The 17,278-nt window shown below is 67.1% G+C and carries 13 protein-coding genes; 6 read left to right on the top strand and 7 right to left on the bottom strand.

Translation table 11 applies throughout. The features are described from left to right. Positions 1-4: 4 nt before the first annotated feature. Positions 5-1,132: an NAD(P)/FAD-dependent oxidoreductase gene (locus tag Q0817_RS06170; protein ID WP_298585282.1), complete on the top strand. Its 1,128-nt coding sequence runs from the start codon at positions 5-7 to the stop codon at positions 1,130-1,132. A gap of 70 nt (positions 1,133-1,202) precedes the next feature. Here the strand turns inward: Q0817_RS06170 and Q0817_RS06175 are convergent, their stop codons facing one another. Further along, positions 1,203-2,564, bottom strand: a complete 1,362-nt coding sequence (locus Q0817_RS06175) for a hypothetical protein (protein WP_298585283.1) — start codon at positions 2,562-2,564, stop codon at positions 1,203-1,205. Positions 2,565-3,120: 556 nt separating this feature from the next. On the opposite strand from Q0817_RS06175, the gene Q0817_RS06180 reads away from it, so the two are divergent. The 5 genes from Q0817_RS06180 (at position 3,121) to Q0817_RS06200 (ending at position 8,475) form a co-directional block, all read left to right on the top strand. Next, positions 3,121-4,293 (top strand): hypothetical protein, encoded by a 1,173-nt coding sequence (locus Q0817_RS06180; protein WP_298585284.1) that lies wholly within the window; start codon positions 3,121-3,123, stop codon positions 4,291-4,293. A gap of 155 nt (positions 4,294-4,448) precedes the next feature. After that, on the top strand, positions 4,449-5,909 hold the full coding sequence (locus tag Q0817_RS06185) for a hypothetical protein (RefSeq protein ID WP_298585285.1): 1,461 nt from the start codon (positions 4,449-4,451) through the stop codon (positions 5,907-5,909). A gap of 8 nt (positions 5,910-5,917) precedes the next feature. Then, on the top strand, positions 5,918-6,205 hold the full coding sequence (locus Q0817_RS06190) for a hypothetical protein (RefSeq protein ID WP_298585286.1): 288 nt from the start codon (positions 5,918-5,920) through the stop codon (positions 6,203-6,205). Then, a complete protein-coding gene (locus tag Q0817_RS06195) occupies positions 6,205-6,972 on the top strand; it encodes a hypothetical protein (RefSeq protein ID WP_298585287.1) in 768 nt (255 codons plus the stop codon). Before Q0817_RS06190 ends, Q0817_RS06195 begins: the two co-directional genes overlap by 1 nt. A gap of 942 nt (positions 6,973-7,914) precedes the next feature. Beyond that, complete coding sequence (locus Q0817_RS06200) at positions 7,915-8,475, top strand: hypothetical protein (RefSeq protein WP_298585288.1); 561 nt, start codon at positions 7,915-7,917, stop codon at positions 8,473-8,475. An 87-nt stretch (positions 8,476-8,562) separates the two neighbouring features. Here the strand turns inward: Q0817_RS06200 and Q0817_RS06205 are convergent, their stop codons facing one another. From Q0817_RS06205 to Q0817_RS06230, 6 genes are all read right to left on the bottom strand, one after another. Then, complete coding sequence (locus tag Q0817_RS06205; protein ID WP_298585289.1) at positions 8,563-9,066, bottom strand: hypothetical protein; 504 nt, start codon at positions 9,064-9,066, stop codon at positions 8,563-8,565. A gap of 171 nt (positions 9,067-9,237) precedes the next feature. After that, positions 9,238-9,930: a hypothetical protein gene (locus Q0817_RS06210; protein ID WP_298585290.1), complete on the bottom strand. Its 693-nt coding sequence runs from the start codon at positions 9,928-9,930 to the stop codon at positions 9,238-9,240. 93 nt (positions 9,931-10,023) lie between these two features. Beyond that, positions 10,024-13,227, bottom strand: coding sequence for a DEAD/DEAH box helicase (locus tag Q0817_RS06215; RefSeq protein ID WP_298585291.1), 3,204 nt, complete (start codon positions 13,225-13,227; stop codon positions 10,024-10,026). After that, entirely contained in the window at positions 13,224-15,092 is a 1,869-nt protein-coding gene (locus Q0817_RS06220; protein ID WP_298585292.1) for a phospholipase D family protein, read from the bottom strand. The genes Q0817_RS06215 and Q0817_RS06220 overlap by 4 nt, the downstream gene beginning before the upstream one ends. Then, entirely contained in the window at positions 15,089-16,300 is a 1,212-nt protein-coding gene (locus Q0817_RS06225; protein WP_298585293.1) for a DUF6361 family protein, read from the bottom strand. The genes Q0817_RS06220 and Q0817_RS06225 overlap by 4 nt, the downstream gene beginning before the upstream one ends. Beyond that, positions 16,297-17,235, bottom strand: coding sequence for a GIY-YIG nuclease family protein (locus tag Q0817_RS06230; protein ID WP_298585294.1), 939 nt, complete (start codon positions 17,233-17,235; stop codon positions 16,297-16,299). The genes Q0817_RS06225 and Q0817_RS06230 overlap by 4 nt, the downstream gene beginning before the upstream one ends. Positions 17,236-17,278: the final 43 nt, after the last annotated feature.

Genomic DNA, 17,278 nt, shown 5'->3' on the forward strand with positions numbered 1-17,278 from the left:
CCCCATGGACATCGGTCCCCGCGTCCTGGTCCTCGGCGCCGGCCCGGCGGGCCTGGCCACCGCCGCCGAGCTGGGCGCCCTGGGCGTGCCGGCCACCGTGCTCGAGCGCGGCCCGCAGCCCGGCGCCGCCTGGACGGGCCGCTACGACGCCCTGCGGTTCAACACCTCCCGGCGCCACTCCGCCTTGCCCGGGGCGCCGTTCCCGCGCGAGTACGGCCAGTTCCCCACCCGCGACCAGTACATCGCCTATCTGCAGCGCTACGCCGCCGGTCGCGGCCTGGCCGTGGAGACCGGGGTGGAGGTCTGCGGGATCCGCCCCGACAGCGGCGGCTGGTGCGTCCGTACCTCGGCCGGCGAGCGGCACGCCGAGCACGTGGTGGTCGCCACCGGCGCCCTCAACCGGCCGAAGCTGCCGGCCTGGGCCGCCGAGGACGCCTTCGACGGCGAGGTCCTGCACGCCTCGGCCTACCGCAATCCCGCGCCCTTCGCGGGGCGCACGGTGCTGGTCGCCGGCGCCGGCACCAGCGGGATGGAGATCGCCCACCAGCTCGCGGCCGGCGGTGCCCGGCGGGTGCTGCTGGCCGTGCGCACCCCGCCCAACATCCTCCTGCGGGAGCTCCACGGCCTGCCCGGCGACCTGCCGGTCCCGCTGCTGCTGCGCCTGCCGGACGCGCTCGTGGACCGGCTGCTCTTCGCCCTCCAGCGCAGGACGGTCGGGGATCTCAGCGCCTACGGCCTGCCCCGCCCCACCGAGGGCGCCATGGCCTCGATCAGGAGCCGCGGCGTCACGCCCGCGATCGTCGACGCGGAAGTCCTCGACGAGATCCGCAGCGGAGCGATCGAGTGCGTTCCCGCGGTGGCCGGGCTCGACGGCGACAGCGTGCTACTGGCCGGCGGCCGGCGCGAGCCCGCCGACGCCGTGATCGCCGCGACGGGCTACCGGACCGGCCTGGAGGACCTCGTCGGCGGCCTCGGGGTGCTCGACGATCGCGGCCTGCCGCGGGACGGCACCGGCAGCGAGGTGGCCCCGGGCCTGCGGTTCGTGGGCTACGTGTTCCGCCCGGGCCTGACCGGGTATGTCGGGACGATCGCGAAGCGGGTGGCGCGGGAGATCGCGGCCACGGCCCCCTGACCGGATCGTCCACCGTGGCGGGCGGACCGGCGCGGAGCTGCTCTCCCGCCATCGTCGCGGAGCGGCCGGCCTAGGTGGGAAGGCGCCCCTGTCCGTCGGTTCTGTCCAGGTACTTCTTGATGCAGTGGACCGCCCCGAGGTTCTCAGCGAACGGGTGGAAATCTCCGAGCATCGTGACCTCAAAGCCGAGGGACTGCCAGACCTCCCGGTTCGCCTCGTCCGTCCTGGCCAGTTCGCTCCATGCGCCGTGCCCATAGGTGGGCAGCCACACACGCTTCGTCCCGTCGCTCCTGATCTGCGTCAGGGCGTTGTTGCCGGTCGCGAAATACCAGGTGCGCAATCTGTCAGCCGGGTCGTCCACATGGGTGAGCGGAAGAGGATTCCTGTGGACGTCGAAGCCCAGGGCGCCCAAGTGGAGTGCGATGTTGTCGAACACTTCCTGCATGGCCCCGGGCCAGAGCGGCACGTCCAGCATCTGCGCCGCCATCCGAGGGTCTCCCACGAGCAACCGGTATCGGCCGTCAGTGCCTCTGCCCGCCAGGGTGATGAACATGTCGATGTGGAAGAGAGGCTGGACCGTTCCGGCCTTGTTGCCGAAGTGGACGATCTCCTGCCATTCCGTCCCATCGACCGTGATCGGCCGGACCGCCTGAGCCGGCACGGGAACAGTGCTCCCCACATAGTGCATCACCCGGGACTTGTCCAAGTACTCCGAGTACAGGCGTCGAACGGTTGCCGGGGGGCTTTCGCCCGGAGCCGGGATGATCGCTTGATACACGTAGCTCAGCGAGTTGGCCGGATAGTCTGCGCCGATCAGGAAGAAGTCGTCGCCGATGAGCAGGTTTCCCCCCTGGAAGTAGAGGGGGGCCTGGGAATGACCCATGTCGGTGTGGTTGCTCACGATGTCCGCGAGGAGTGCGTCCGCATAGCGGGGGAAAGAGAACGGCTCGACGAAGGCAGGGGTTCCCGCGCCCTCGTCCTGCACGATGGCATAGCCGTCCTCAGCCCACACCGAGAAGTGCAGATGATCCGCGACGGTGATGACGTGGACGTCCCCTTGCCGGTCGGCGTCGAACCAGGCGCGCACTTCGGCCTCGACGGATTCGTGGGTGATCACCTCGAGGTCGACCTCCGGGCCGAGCTTGGACACCAGGTCCCGGTAAGCAACTGCCAGCAGGTTCGGGCGGCCGTCGACGTCCGTGACGGCATAGGAGGGGATGGCCAACAACATCCTGCCGATCTCCCCGTGGGTGCTCGACACCAGCCGCGGAATCCTGGGAACCCGTCTGGCGGCCTCTGCTTCCGCGGCCTCCGCCATGACGGTGCGCGCGAGGTAGAGCTGTCGCTGCCCTTCCTCGGGAACATCCCCTTCGGTGCGCGGACGGAGTGCCGCCACTTTCGGGTAGTGCCTTTCCATCTTCTGCTCCGGCATGCCGATCTCCCCACGGACGCGCGCGAACGATGTTCCCTGAAGCATGAGCCGATCTCGAGGGGATGGGAATATCGAAATGCAAGATGAAGAGCCGGGCGGTACCGACGGGGCCAGAGGGTGATTCCGGTGCCGAACGGCGAGAGGCCGCCGTCCACGGGCAAGGAACCCGGCTCGCGTTGATTTGCACTGAAGCTGCGGCAGGAGCACGCCCGACCCGCGACTGACATCCCCGGCGTCGGCCACGCGATCGGACAGTCGGTTGTCGAGCCACACCTGCCTTTCCCCGGCGCCGGCGTCCCGGGGACTGAGGACACCGCCACAGCATCAGCCGTGTGAATGGAAGAGCGGCACCACGACTCCGGGGCGTCACGAGCCGACGAAGGACGGCGTGGTGGGAGGCATTTCCGCAGATGGAGGCGCTGGGGAGGACGAGTGTGCCGCTTTGTGACACGGCATGGAACAGCACTTCGCCCACTAGATGCATGTAATTGCAAACGCAATCTACTATTCAGTAGTACGAGAGCGAGGGGCAATGAACATGGGGAACAGGCGGCTGATGGCCGCTTCGGCTCTGCTGATGACGGCGGCGCTGGTCACAGGCTGTGGAGAGGCCGAGGCAGTGCCTCCGGCGGGGCAGATGGTGGTGATCGCCGGGGACCGGCAGGGAATGTCATCCATCGTGGACGAGTCGAGCCGCGATCCGGAGATCGTCATCGCGTCGCTGCGCGAGCAGTTGATGGATCGTTTCGACCGGGACATGACGGTGTCCGTCATCCCGGCCGACGGGGATCCGCAGACGGCGCAGACCGAGATCTATGAGCTGGACACCGACAATCCGACCCAGCGCGCGGGGTCCCGGGAGAAGCGACTGGAGGACCTCAGCGAGAACCTGGCGGATCTCCAGGCTTCCTCCGGTGAGTCGGACGTCCTGAGCGCTCTCGACCTCGGAGGCCGACCTACCGCCGATTCCGAGAACAAGGTTCTCTACGTCTATGACAGCGGGGTGTCCACCGCCGGCCCCCTGGCCATGCAGAACGGACTGCTCGGCCCGCAGACCGACGTCGCCGAGATCGTGGGGCAGCTCCAGGACGCCGGCAACGTTCCGCACCTGGACGGCGTGGAGGTGCACTGGTGGGGCATGGGCCAGGTCCTGGACCCGCAGGCCACCGTGCCGGTGTGGGCCAGGACCAAGCTGCAGGAGCTGTGGACGGCCGTCGTCGAGGCCGGTGGAGGATCGGTCGTCTTCCACGACGACACCGTGCAAGCCACCGCCCCGTCCGGCGCCCTACCGGACGTCACCCCGGTGACGTTCAGCGACATGGTGGCGAAGCCGGTGTCCGTGGCTGTCCCCGAGTCCCAGGTCTCCTTCCACCCCGACACCGCGGACTTCGCCGACCCCGCGGCCGCAGAACAGACGCTCACCGAGCTGGTCTCCTCCCTGGAGTCGTCCTCGGCCAAGTCCCTGTGGGTGACGGGGTGCACGGCGAACCCCGAGGGTGTCTCTGCTGAGCAGATGCAGCGACTGTCCGAGCAACGGGCACGCACGATTGCCGAGTCGCTGAAGAGCGCCGGGCTGAACACAGAACTGCACGTGCAGGGCCTGGGCCCCGCATGTCCGGGGCGCACTCCGGAGGTCGCCGGGAACCCTGGCTTGGACGCGGCGCAGGCCAAGAACCGCCGGGTGCTGATCACCTCCACCGAGCTCTCCCCCGCAGCCCTCCAGGACTGACGGATCGCCTCCCTCCACCACGCATCAGACAGGGAACCGCCCTGTTGCGGAACCGTGACCACCCTCCGGCTTGATCAGGCTGAGCCGGTGAGCCACACCTACAACACGCCTTCGGCAACGACTCGGCGACCCCTGACAGGGAAAGGATCCCCGCGATGAGCACTGCTCCCCCTGACGAGTTGCGCGCCGACGCGGCCGGGTCCCACACCGTCCCCGGTCCGGACATCCCGGAGCGACCCAACCACGCCCAGTTCACCGACGCCTGTTTCCAGGACGGCCTCACGGACGCCGCTCGCGGCATTTTCGACAAGTACTCCTTCACGTCGCAGGCCCCCACCACCTTCGAGCACCGTTGCTCCAGCTGGCTGGGCTTCGCCCTGGGCAAGGCGATCGATCAGCGGCACGAGGACCTGTACACGGCTCGGGACATCACGGCCCGGGCCGAAGCCGATCTCGTGCGGGCGCAGGGCCGGCTCCGTCACACCGAGGAGGAGCTCGTCGAGGTCGAAGGCAGGATCGACGAGACCCGTGCCATCCTCGACGACCCCGGTCACCCCCTCTACGAGCCGCTCGCCGAGATGCTGTCCTCCACCGAACCAGTGGACCAGAAGGCCGCCAAGAAGTCGCGGAAGAACCTGCGCCCGGCGTTCCACACCGTGCGTCGCATCGCACTGTGGTTCTGGACCCGCCCGTACCTGTACACGCTCCTGTGGCTGGCCCTGGTCGGCGGCGAAGTCGGGCTCATCTACGGGGTCACCCAGCTCCTCGGCGACAGCCAGCTGACGGGGCAGCTGATGGCTTTGTCCGTGGCAGGGCTTGCGGTGGCGATCGCCTCGTTCGCCATTCCCCCGCTGCTGGACCCTCAGGCCCGCCGCTCCCACAAGACACTCGGCACGATCGCGGTGACCCTCTACGTGGTCACGATCGTGGCGCTGGGATGGTTGCGCTATCTCACCACCCGTCCCGATGTGCTGGACCTGGCTGAGGACGCGGCCGATCGATCCGTCGTGGACATCGTCCTGCCCTGGTTCGGCGATGCGCTGCTGTACTCGATGTGGACGGCTCTGCCCCTGGCGCTGACCCTCGCCATCACACTCCTCGAGAACCGCTGGCCCACGAAGCGGTCCACCGGCAACCACCCGAGCGAAGCCGAGCTGGACCGGCTTCGAGCAGAAAACGCGGAGCGGGCCGAGGCCGAGAAGCGAGCCTCGGAGACCGAGCACCAGCTGCAGCACCAGCGCGCCCAACTCATCACCCACCTCAGGGGGCTGCGGCTGCGCCGGCAGGTCCTCCAGGATTCGGTCGTCGCCCTCCGGGCCGAGGAGACGCACGCGAGGGCCACCCGGGAGAACGTCATGCTCAACGAGCTGGCCATCGACCAGCGGACCCGTGCCCACCTGCAGTCGTTGCCGGAGATGATCCGGGAAGGATTCCTGCGCTACCTCCAGGGTCTGGAGCAGGCCATGGCCGACCCCACCGTGACCGCTCACCTCCACGAGGCCGCGGAGACGTACATGGCCCGCTATGAGCGGGTTGCGGCGACCAAGGTGGCCGAGTACCTGACCTACCTGGACGAGAACCCGCTGGCACCGCCCGCCATGGCCGGGAACCGCTGAGCGCCGCCATGAACGACATCCTCTCGTCCGGCGTGAGCACCGCGATCCTGGTGGTCACAGCACTCCTCCTCCTGGCGTTGATCGTCCTCCTCGTGCGCTGGCTGGCCGCCCGCAACGGGGAGGATTCCGACACCGAGACCTCTCCCTGCCCCGCCTGCCCCGGCAATCTCGTCGACTGCTCGCACTGCGGGGGCCAGTGGCGGGAACGGCAGTGCGTCGAGTGCCGGCTGGGTCAGACCTGCACCCACTGCAACCTGTCGTGGGCCTACTACCTCAAGAACGAAAGGACAGCGTGATGGGTCGCTTCCTGGTGCCGTCCGGTCATCTGCTGGCGGGCGCTCCCCCCATGGCCTCCCGTGTGGGCTTCTGGCAACGCCGATCCGCTGTGCGCGCAGGCAAGCGCAGCGCGGCGACGACCGTGCCCGACACCGAAGGCCACCACCCGGCCACCCGCGCGATGGCAGCGGAGATCGCCGAGATCGAGGCGTGGATCCACACCTCGCTGATCAAGGCGGTGGAAGGTCTCGACCGACGGATCGCCCCCGCCGAAGCGCAGATCCGCCTGATCACGGACGACCTCCCGCCCGAGCCTTCCGCTGAGCCCCCCGTGGCCCGCGCCCCGATGACCGCCGCCGAGCAGGAGAATGTGCGCGAGCAGGAGAACATGCGCAGTCAGCAGAAAGAACGCCGCGCCGCTGCCCTCGAGGAACTGAACCAGCTTCAGCGGGAGGTCGCCGAACTCAGTCAGCAGCGCGAGCACCTGCACTCCACCGCGGCCGGCGTCCTCTTCTCCTGGATCGCCCGCTTCGACCGGCTGGCCGCATACCACCGTGCAGGGTTCGTCCGAGCGCTGACCCGCCGCTTCTTCGCCCCGCCGCTGACGGTCAAGGACCCCGGGAACCTGCCCATGCCCTCGTACCAGCCCAAGCATGCGTGGTTCGCGGGTGGGCAGCTCCCGGTGACCGTCACCGAGGTCCATCCCGAGCAGCAGCCCACGCTGCGTTGGGCCCACCTTCCCTGGAACCTGGACCGCCTGAATGTGCCGGCGTCCAGGAATCTTTGACCGGAACTGTCTCGTAGTGGAAGCAGAAGTACCCGCTGGTTCTCCTCACGAGGACGAACTGCACGTCCCGATCGAGCACTCACCATGTGCTCTTCGCCAAAGACAGGAACATTGGGGTGGTCCCCCCAAATGCGCTGACCAATACCGCTCACCAGGATTTCACTGAGCATGTGACGGACATGCTCACGACCAAGCGGCTGCGGCTACTGTTCTTGTCGTGCACACAAGCGTAGAGCGACCTGGTGGTGTCGATATAGGGACTGCCGCACCGATAGGTGACAGGCTGACCTACTTGTGCGGCAGCCCCATCCTCAACACTGCGCTACACAATGCGCACTCTGGTTCTGCTGAACAACCCGTCATGGCGGAGGGGCGCCCATTTCGATGGTCACAATTGTCTTACCGTAAACGCCGACACCGAAGAGCGCCTCACCGCGCGGATGCACCACAACCTGCCCTCAAAGGGGTGCCGTGCCGCAGTATGGATGAGGTCGAGGATCTTCAGAAGCGCTGGATCGAATACCACGAACCTGCACTCGCCATCCATGGCACGAAGCACAAATTCCAGCTCGTCCCACGAGAACTAACGTGACTACCCCGGGCTTCCTTGAAATTTTAACGGGAGTCGGGGCAGTCCCGACCTTTTCCTGGGCCCTGAGACCTGAGACCTGAGACCTCACTGACCACATAATGTGCATGCCTCCACCTTTTCAGTGTCTTGCCCGAGATGGAGGGGTCTGCCAGTGTGGAACGTCAGAGTTCCGGAGCGTCAACAACCGGGTCTTTCCGCCAAGGAGCCTTATCGCCGCGGGGGCGAAAAAAGTATTAAAGGTGACGAGAATGGCGGGGACTTGCACTCGTGCAGGTCAGTCTAAGCGCAAAATGTTGATTAACACCACGCCCGACGTAAGCAAAATTGATAACTATTTCACAAAGGATCCCATGACCGATCTGCCCTATTTCGAAGTGATCACCAGCGGCGTAGCCCTTGTGGCCCTGCTCGTCGCCTGGCACCAGCTGCGCGCCGCCCTGTATGTGCGACGGCGGGAATTTGAAGACATCTATGTCCAGAGGTACTGGCAGATTTCAGATAGGATGGATGTTACAACCCGCATGTCCACCTTTACGCAAACTCCCGCATGGACTGACGAAGACATGGAGGGCGTCAAGGGCAAACTGGTATGGGATTATTTGTCGCTTTGTGAGGACGAAGTCGATCTGCGTCGGGCTGGACACATCACAGATGAAACCTGGGCTATATGGCGAACGTCAATCTCAGGAGCGGCCGGACGCTTCCCCTACACAGCAATGTTCGAGGCCATGGAAGAACGCTTTGAAGCCCATGGGGTGCCAGAAAATGAAAGACCTTTCACCAATCTGAGAATGGCATGGAAGGCCGGAAATGATGTTGTAGATCCTCTTGAACTAGGCAGGATGCGCCGCTGGGGAGCAAGCCTGAGGCAATTTGGCGGCCCCACAGACCAAACCCTCGGGCGCTACTAGTTTCCATGGCACATCATCAACCAGTCCCCTGAAGACAACAGCGCACATCAAAGAGAACCGCAGGCCACAAATTTAAATTTGAGGAACTCATGAAAGGTCCATCTGCTCGACGTCGTAGTCCCGGGCACCGACGCCCGGCTCCAGAGCCTCTAGCGAGCGGGACAATTCGGAGATTTTCTTAATACTCACCCATAATGCTTCCCTCAAGGACACCAAATCGTAGCAGTACCCTGCAGGACGTTGACTGCTGCTCTCCAAATATCTATTGCAGGCGCGCGTCATGCGTGACAAATGCGGTTGAACGGGAGATTCCGGACGCACTTGCTCTCGGGCGAGACCAATTTGGTCACGAAGATCGAGGATGCTGGAGCTTACATACTGGAAGTCTTCCAGCCCTCCTGCCCCCGACATTAGTTGTGGGCCAACGATCGGCTCCACAGCTCTTTTTTCATGGATGACTGCTATCAGTTTTTGAAGCGCAAGCCTCTCCTTCACCCGCCTTTGCACCACATATGTACCGAAGGCTATGGCGACAGTGAGAGCTGCCCCAATGACGGTGACAAGAAGATCTGGCCAAAACGTGTTCCACATACGAGCATGATGGCATGCGTTCACCCCCGGGAGTGCCTCGCGACGCGATCAACGAAAGGTCGAGAGCGGATCCGCAAGACAGCTTGGGACTCACGCGGACAGGATCGTTGAGTCGAGAATAAATATGGAGCCACTCGAAATCCATCTTGCCCACTTGACCTGCCGTTCAGTTCAATGCGACTCCTCTGAGTTCCGCTCGGCCAACGAAGCATCAATAGTCGTAGCAGTGGCCTTGATTATCGATTTTGCGAGGAGATAGTTTCCGCTGCCACCAATTGCAGCCCCAAACCCCATGGGAGCGGCTCGCCCCAGAACGAGAATGCCGCGTTGCGTCCCGTACCGCGTCACGAAGTAGGGTCCGAGAATCTTGTTGGCCGAGCGAATCGCAGGCAGCGGCACAGCATCGGCTGCGAGCTTCCCCCAATGCAGCCCTGTGCGCTCGGCCACCTTGGTCACGATGGATGAGGAGCTTCCACCCAGCAGCACCATCATGACGAGCGCCTTTTGGTGCTCGAAATTGTCGATGTCCAAACCGCGTAGACGAGCCACCGACAGCACATGGGTGGCAGCAGCGGTGAGGAAGAAACTCGCGTCGCCCGCCGCGGCGGCCACGGATGCCGCAGTGCCCACGCCCGGAACGGTTGCAGTGGCTCCGATAGCTGCGCCGCTACTGGTGACGGAAGAGAGGAAAGTACGCTCCAGCTTTTTCAGCAGGACAGCATCATCGGCGTCAGGGTACTGCCGACGAAGGCGGTCGATCCGCAAGGCTACGAGTTTCTCAGCCTGCCCCAGTACAGTGTCGAGAGTCCGCATCAGCGCACCGCCGCCGTCTTCTGCGGAAGACATTTTCTTCGAATCGGACAAGACACATCACCGTCTTTCTATGGTGTGGCCACCATAGATCTATTTGCTCATGGAAAGCGGCTAAATGCGGCTTCCCGCGAGTCAGGCATCGTCTCAAGTGTCGATCGGGCCCAGGTCCAGCCGCATCCAGTCCAAATCTCGTGACTGGGCGTCCTTGCCGATGACCTGCAGGAATTCCTCCTGCCGCGGCTGGCCCAGAGCCATGCGATAGAGGCCCAGAGCGCGGCGCAGGTTCTTGTGCTTGACCCGTTCCCCGCTCAGCGGCGCCTGGGGGACGTAGCGCTCGATCTTCGCTCCGTCCTCGGTCTGGCACACCCAGAACGGGTAGATCTCGCTCTCCCCCTCCGGCCGCGCCTGCTCGCCGGCCGCGAAGAGTGCGTCCCATGGATTGTCCGCATCGGGATTCTCGAGGACAGATGCGGCGAACTCCTTCGCCACGTTCTTGCGCACGGCATGCCCCTTGTACCGGTGCACGCGTCCTTCGCGCTGCTCCATGTCGACCGGATTGTTGGGCAGGTTCCAGTGCACGACGGCGTGGCAGTACCGGTGGAAGTCCAGGCCCTCCTGGCCGATGCTCGTGGAGGCCAGCACGAACGGCCAGAACGGCGAGTTGAAGCCGTCCCGGAGGCTGGTGTCCGCGCGGACGCCCTGGTCGCTCTCCACGCGGCCGAAGCGGGCAGCAGCGTCCGCACGCAGGCGTCGGCGCTCCACCACGTGCGAATCTCCGTCAGCGACGATCTCGTCGAAGGAGATCGAACCGCCCGTCTGCGCGGCGTCCCACAGGGCGGCGGTCAGTCGCTCCAAGCGTTTCCGGACTGCGGCGTTCCCAATGCGCGAGGACTCGTCCATGACGTGGAAGTACTCGTCCAGCACGGCCTGCAGGTTGCCCTCCACGCAGGCCGCCAGCACGTTGCGCCACTGCGGCGCGGACGCGCCGGCCCATCCGCGGACCAGGGGTGCCACGCTGCGCCCGTCCAGCAGGGTCCGCATGGCCATTCCGACGAGAACGGAGTCCCACACCACGTCCGGGAACTTGCCCTCGGGCACGGTCTTGTAGAGGGCGCGGTAGGCCACTGTGGCAGGAGCGGCGAGCGCGAGGTCGGTCAGCACGTCGGCCAGGTCGTCGGGGCGAGCGCCGAGGCCGGCGAGGAACTCCTCGTCGACCTCCTTGGCCCGGGCGATGTGCAGGGCGAGAGCGGACTCCTTGCCGTCGTGCTCCTCACTGCCGCGGCTGTTGTAGTCGAGAGACTTCCAGCCCCACGAGAAGTGCTTCGGGGCCCGGGTCTTCTCGAGGAACAGCGGCGCCGCCCAGTACCACTGCTCGCTCCCTCGGCCCTCGGCGTGTCCTGGGGGCAACTCAGCCAGCAGGCTTTCGACCTTGGCCCGCACCACGGCGCGGATGTCGTCGAGCGGCGCCTGTGTCGTGCCGAGGTCCCGAGCGGCGACCACGGGGTCGCCCGCGGCGCCGAGCACGGTGAGGGGCAGCACGAGCGGCAGCATCGGCATGCTGGCGAGACGGCCGTCCGGGGACTTCCGCCAGCGCAGCAGGTAGCTGTGCCGGTCGGAGTAGGCGTGGGCGTCCTCGGGCCGGTGGTGCTTGCGCTCGACGTGGTAGCTGGTCATCGCCGCGATGGATTTCGGGGCGACGTTCCACGCCGAGAAGATTAGCCGCTTGGTCAGCCCTGTCGTCGTCGCCCGATGGAAGGGACTAGTCTCCGGCACGGTGTAGTACGGGAGGGAGGCGGGGATCCAGGGGACGTCGGCGAAGCCGTAGGCGTCCAGGTCGGACAGCAGCCACCGCAGCCGGCCGTTGGCGGGATCGACCGGGGCGTAGCGCTCGATCTCCTCGCCGCGCAGCCGCTGCGCGGCGGCGAGCGTCCGCTCCGCGAAACCGGTCGCGTCCGTCTCGACGTGCAGGAGCGCCTTCTGCTTGAGGTCGTAGCCGTCCATGAACTGCAGGACGTAGGGCGCCACCCGCCAGTACTCCAGGACGTCGCGGTGACTGCCCACCTCCTGGGCGACCTCGTGCAGCCGGCGCAGGGCACGGACGTCGTCGGCCGTGGGCCGCGCCGGCGGCAGCGGCTTCTCGACGAGCATGCCGTCCCGGTCCGGGGTTGCCGCCAGGCGCTCGGTACGGCACATCACCGCGCGCAGCAGCTCGGTGACGTGCGCGGCGGCAGCGGTGCCGTCCTCCACGTCGTCGGACAGGGCCGCGTCCCGCATCCTGCGGAGGCCGGTCTGCAGAGCGGTGACCGAGCCGACGTCGGTTGAGCCCTCCTCGGCCCGCTCCACCGCGAGCGCGTCCCGCGATGCCCCGGTGAGGAAGCGGTAGGTCTTGAGGAAGTCGCCGTAGTGATCGTCGCCCATGCCCTCCTCCGGGACCGAGTACATGCTGTAGGGCGTGGCCGAGAGCAACACCACGCGGGCGCTCTCGTGGTTGAACACGGCGTCGGCGAGCTCGGACATCTCCGTGTCCTCGTGCAGGAGACTCTTGAAGCGCTGGAACTCGTCGAGGATCACGAGATCCGGTTCGAGCGCGTCGACGGAGGCCTGCGCGACCAGCCGGCGCAGCTCCCCGATCAGGCGGTAGCGACGGTGCGAGAGCGGCCAGTCCGGATTGCCGGTCGCCGATGCGAACTCGGCGGCGGCCTCTTCGAACCGGTGGCCCAGTCCCGGGTCCCGGAGAACGGCGAGCCGGAAGCGCTCAAGGATCTCGGCGTCGATGGTATCGGGGTCGAAGCCGGCCACCTCGGCCGCGTAGTTCTGCGGCCGTTTCGTGCCGCGGAAGAGGGCGAGCCACTCTGACTGCTGCACCACGTGCTCGCCGAGGACCTGGGCGAGCATGTGCTGGACCAGCACCCGCTCCTCGCTGCGCCCGCCGGACTGGCTGATGTTGAAGGAAGTGCCCGGGGTGAGGCTCAGCAGGTTGACCTTGTTCACGGCGAGGTTGCGCACCTGCGTGGGGAGCATGGTCAGCCGGTCCACTTTGGAGATGCCGTAGTCGGCGACGTCCAGCGTCCGGATGTTCTGGGCGGCGATCTGCTGGCTGGAGCAGATGTAGACGATGTCGATCCGGTCGACGTCCGGCGACTCCCAGAGGTGGTCGATGGTCTTGGCGATGAGGCCACGGGCGACGAGCGTCTTGCCGAGGCCGACCTCATCGGCCACCAGGAAGCGGCGGCTGGAGTCCTCGTCCTCCCACAGCCGGCGATGGGCATACTCCACGGTGCGGCGCTGGAAGTCCTTGAGCCCGTTCAGCTCCCGTTCCACGTCGGGACGGCGCGGCCCTGCGCTCATGAGCTGGTCACCGCCTCGCGCACCACGGTGATGAGCTCCTCCAGCCCGTCCGGCAGCAGGTGCAGGGCCTCCACGGTCCTGAGCTCGCCGACGAGCCGGTCGATGCGGCCGAGCGCGTCGGCGTCGCCGTGCACGGCGGCCCGCATGAGGGGCTCGAACAGGACCACGTCGGCGCCGTGCCCGGTGCCGCCGGCCCCGAAGAACGCCGCCGCGCCGTTGGTGCCGCCGAAGCGCAGCGCCTGGGAGAGCGTGACGTCGCCGAGCAGGAACGCCAGGTAGCGCAGCACGTCCTCCGGGGTCTTCAGCAGCTCGGCGAGCACGCGCGCGGACCGGTCCTCCGGGGCGCCGTGCAGATCCGCGACCAGCACCGCGGAGCGCTCGACGACGACGCCCCCCGCCATCGTGCGACTGCGCACGCACAGCAATGGCGTGATCCGTGAGGCGTCGACTCGCGTCCACGTCAGCTCCTCACTCAGCGTCCGCTCCTGGGCGGGCAACGAGAGCAGGCGGACGGTCGTCGTGACGCCCTCCGGCTCCTCGACCGCGCCGCTGAGGGAGGCGTCCAGCATGTACGTGCCCTCGGCGTCCTCGGTGCAGTCGAGGCGCAGCCCCGCCCCGGCGAGCGCAGCATGGAAGCGCTCGAGCTCCCGCTCGGCTCGCTGCCGGGCGACCGCGGCCTCGTCCGGCGGCTTCGTGTCGTACGGCTGGCAAACCGCGGACAGGCCGAGGTTGCCGTGCGCGCCGGTCCAGATCTCGTCGATGAGCCCCTTGCGGCCCGTCAGCCGGACGCCGAACTCGGCGTTGCGGCCGAAGCCGCCGCGGGTGGCGTTGGCCGAGCCTGAGTACAGGGTGGTGCTGTGGCCCCGTTCCACGAGGTAGATCTTGGCGTGCAGTCCGGCCAGCCGGCCGGCCGCCGTGGGTCCTGCGCTGCGCTCCCCAGCCTCGTCCTCGGTGCCGTCCAGGTCCGCCGAGGGGTTTAGGACGAAGGTCTCGGCTCGGTCTCCCAGGTCGCCGAAAACGTCAAGGCTCTCGGCGCGGGAGAGCAGCCGGACCTCCCCGCACCGGGCGACGAGGTCAGTGAGCGAGCTGTCGAGGAAGGGGGAGATCACCAGGGCACGAGTGGCGCGGTCCTGGGCGTGGACGCCGCCGGTCACGTCGTCCCACAAGGACCGGGAGCGCACCGTGCGCTCGCCCGTGCGGGCCACCCACGTCGCGTCCTTGAACCCGGCCGGCGCTGAGAAGGACACCCCGCGCAGCGAATCGATCAGATCAGTGAGCTCCGCTGTCCGTTTGTTGCTCAGGCCGGGGGCCACGGCCCAGGAGGCGGTGGTGGCCAGGTAGTCCGCCAGCTCTCCGCCGGGCAGCAGGTTCTCCCGTGGGTCGTCGGACTCGTCGAGGACGAGGATGGTGTCCCAGGAGTTGTCGAAGGTGAGGTTGCGGCTGAGCACGAGCACCCGGTGGACACACTTCTCCTCGGCGTCGCGGAAGCGCAGCACCCAGACCTTGGGGTGGAACACGCCCCCGGTCTCGGGCACGGCCACCTGAACGAGGGAGTCCTCCAGGTAGGTCAGCATCGGCCGGTACTTGGCCGGCACCGAGATGCCGCCCGCCTGCACGAACACGGTCAGCCGGTCCGCGTAGCGGCGCACCGACTCCAGCAGCGCCACGGGATCGACGCCCTGGTCCGGGTCCCCGGGCCCTTCCTCGCTCCCCCGCTGGTCGATCGCGGCGAAGGTCAGCGGTACGAGCAGCAGGGCCACGAGGTCCAGGGAGTAGGTCGTGGTGACGGCGCGGTCCAGCTCCATCCCCGGCGGCGGCTCGAGCGCGTCGGTGAGGAGCTTGCGGTCCTCGGGTCCCAGACTCACGCGGGGACCTCCACGAGGGCGCCGGCCTGGATGTCGTCGAGAATCCGCCGGGCGGTCGGCCAGTTGTACTGCAACTGTGCCAGCGCCGACGCGCCGCTCCAGGCGTTGAGCGCGCTCGGGTTCACGAGCCGGGCGCGCGGGCCCTTGAGCGACCGCTCGCGGTGGGCGATGAGCTCGCGGGCGCCGTCGTCGTCGACGATCCCCGACCGGGAGACGACGAGCTCGTGCCACCGGTCCACGAACGTTCGCGTGGGGCGGCTGATGCGGGCACCTGCTCCGGAGAGCAGTCGCCAGAAGGCATCGAGGCTCCAGTTCCGCATACCGTCCGGGCCATCGACGGCGGCGCGCCACTCGACGAGATCCGCGCGGTACCGCTCGGTGCGCTCCGCGTCCTCAGAAGCCTCGGCAAGCTGGAGGTTGTAAAGCAGCGCGGCTCCGCGGTTGAGCACGGAGAACGCCCGGCCGTGCTCGACCCACTCGGCCATCGCGGCCGGGAACTCACCGGCCCGCGGGTGCTCCCAGACGAAGTCCTTGGCGGTCCCGACCTCGACCTCCTCGCGCAGGAACCAGGCGTAGAGACTCTCCGGGTGCGAGGTCATGATCCGCCCGCGCAGGTAGTCCGCCTCGGCAGGGGTGAGGGCGAAGCTCGTTCCCTGCGGCCAGTCCCGCGGACGGAGGAGGAGCGCGTGGGGATCGATGCCGGGGCGAAGCATCGAAGGCCCGTGCTCGTCGTCGGCCTCGCGCGGCGCCCGGCGGGTCTCGGCGGTGTGGGCGACCCCGTCCCGGAGCAGGCCGGCGATCGAGGCACGGCTGGTGGTGATGCCGTAGCTGCGCAGCGCCGCCCAATACATGGCCGAGGGCATCCGCCGCAGATCGGCCCGGGCCTGGCCGCCGATCAGCCCCTGCCGGTCGTCGCTGTCGGCCAGCACGTCGATGAGCCGGACCTCGCCCCGGCGCAGTTCCGCGACGGCCGTGTCGGCGTCCCTGGCCGCCATGGCGTCGGCGACGAGCCACGGGATGAACAGCAGGTACCGGGCTCGGGTGTGCAGGACCGAGGAGCCAGGGAACAGCTGTTGGGTGATGGCGTCGCGGATGCTGCCGACGCCGAGCTCGTCGACGGTGGTCCTGTCCCGGAACGCGTCGAGGACGGCCATGGCCTGGTCGCGCTGGCGGGAATCGGTGTCGAGCCAGGAGAGGAAGGAGGTCATGAGTGGCGCTCCTCGGACTGCATCCGCAGAAAAATGTCGTCAGCCAAGGGCATGCAGTGGTAGCGGCCCATCATGGACGTTCCTTTCCGGAGCAGACCTATTGCCGTGGTTCTTGCTGCGTCCCTGACCAGTGGGTGGTGAACGGCGAACTCCAGGAATGACGCGTCGGAGTGGATGCTCTGCACTTCCCCCACAGTTCGATAGGACGTCTCGACCACGTCGAGAGTGGACGGCAGACGAAGACCTGGAGCCACATTGAGAAATCCGTCGAGATAGACCTTGCCGTTCTCGGTCGTCTCGCCGATCACCAGCGTCTCGACGTTGTTGACGGTGACCGCCGCGATCCGCCGCCAAGTGGAAGTGCGACCAGTGCTCGGCATGGCGCTGACGCACCAATACTTCTTCTCCGTCATATCCGGCGCGGGGATCACCTGCCGGATGTATGCGGCGAGGACATTGAGGATGACTTCGTAGTGCGGATGGGCTGCCAGTGTCGCGAAGTTCTTGCCCGAGCGGTCGCGGCCCTCCGCCGCCATGCACCGGTCGGTGAAATCGGCATGCGGGTCGACACCGTCGAGCCACTCCTCCTGCTGCGGCCGAGTGATCAGCAGGTCCACGGCGGCGTCACCCATGGGAAGGCCGACCAGTGCAGAGTTCCGCAGCTTCACGGCCTCGCGCTCCTTGGACTGAACGACCTGGCGTTCCGTCGTGTCGAGGTGCTCAGCCGATACGGGCGCGAAATCGAGCGCGACGATCGGATAGGCCCACGACCGCACGTGTGTGCGGAAGCGTGTGAGGACGTTGCGGGCCTGCCCCACGTACTCGTAGCCGTCGGCGAAGTGCAGGACGTAGATCCCGCACCGAGAGGCGCCGGTGGAGAACACATTGCTCACCGCGGACAGGGAGTCGATGCCACGGACGTCGATGCGGGTCATGGGCAGGGTGGAAGCCACCCGTGTCACGGCTCGGTCGGATTCG

Source organism: uncultured Kocuria sp. (assembly GCF_947500125.1).
Taxonomy (GTDB): Bacteria; Actinomycetota; Actinomycetes; order Actinomycetales; family Micrococcaceae; genus Kocuria.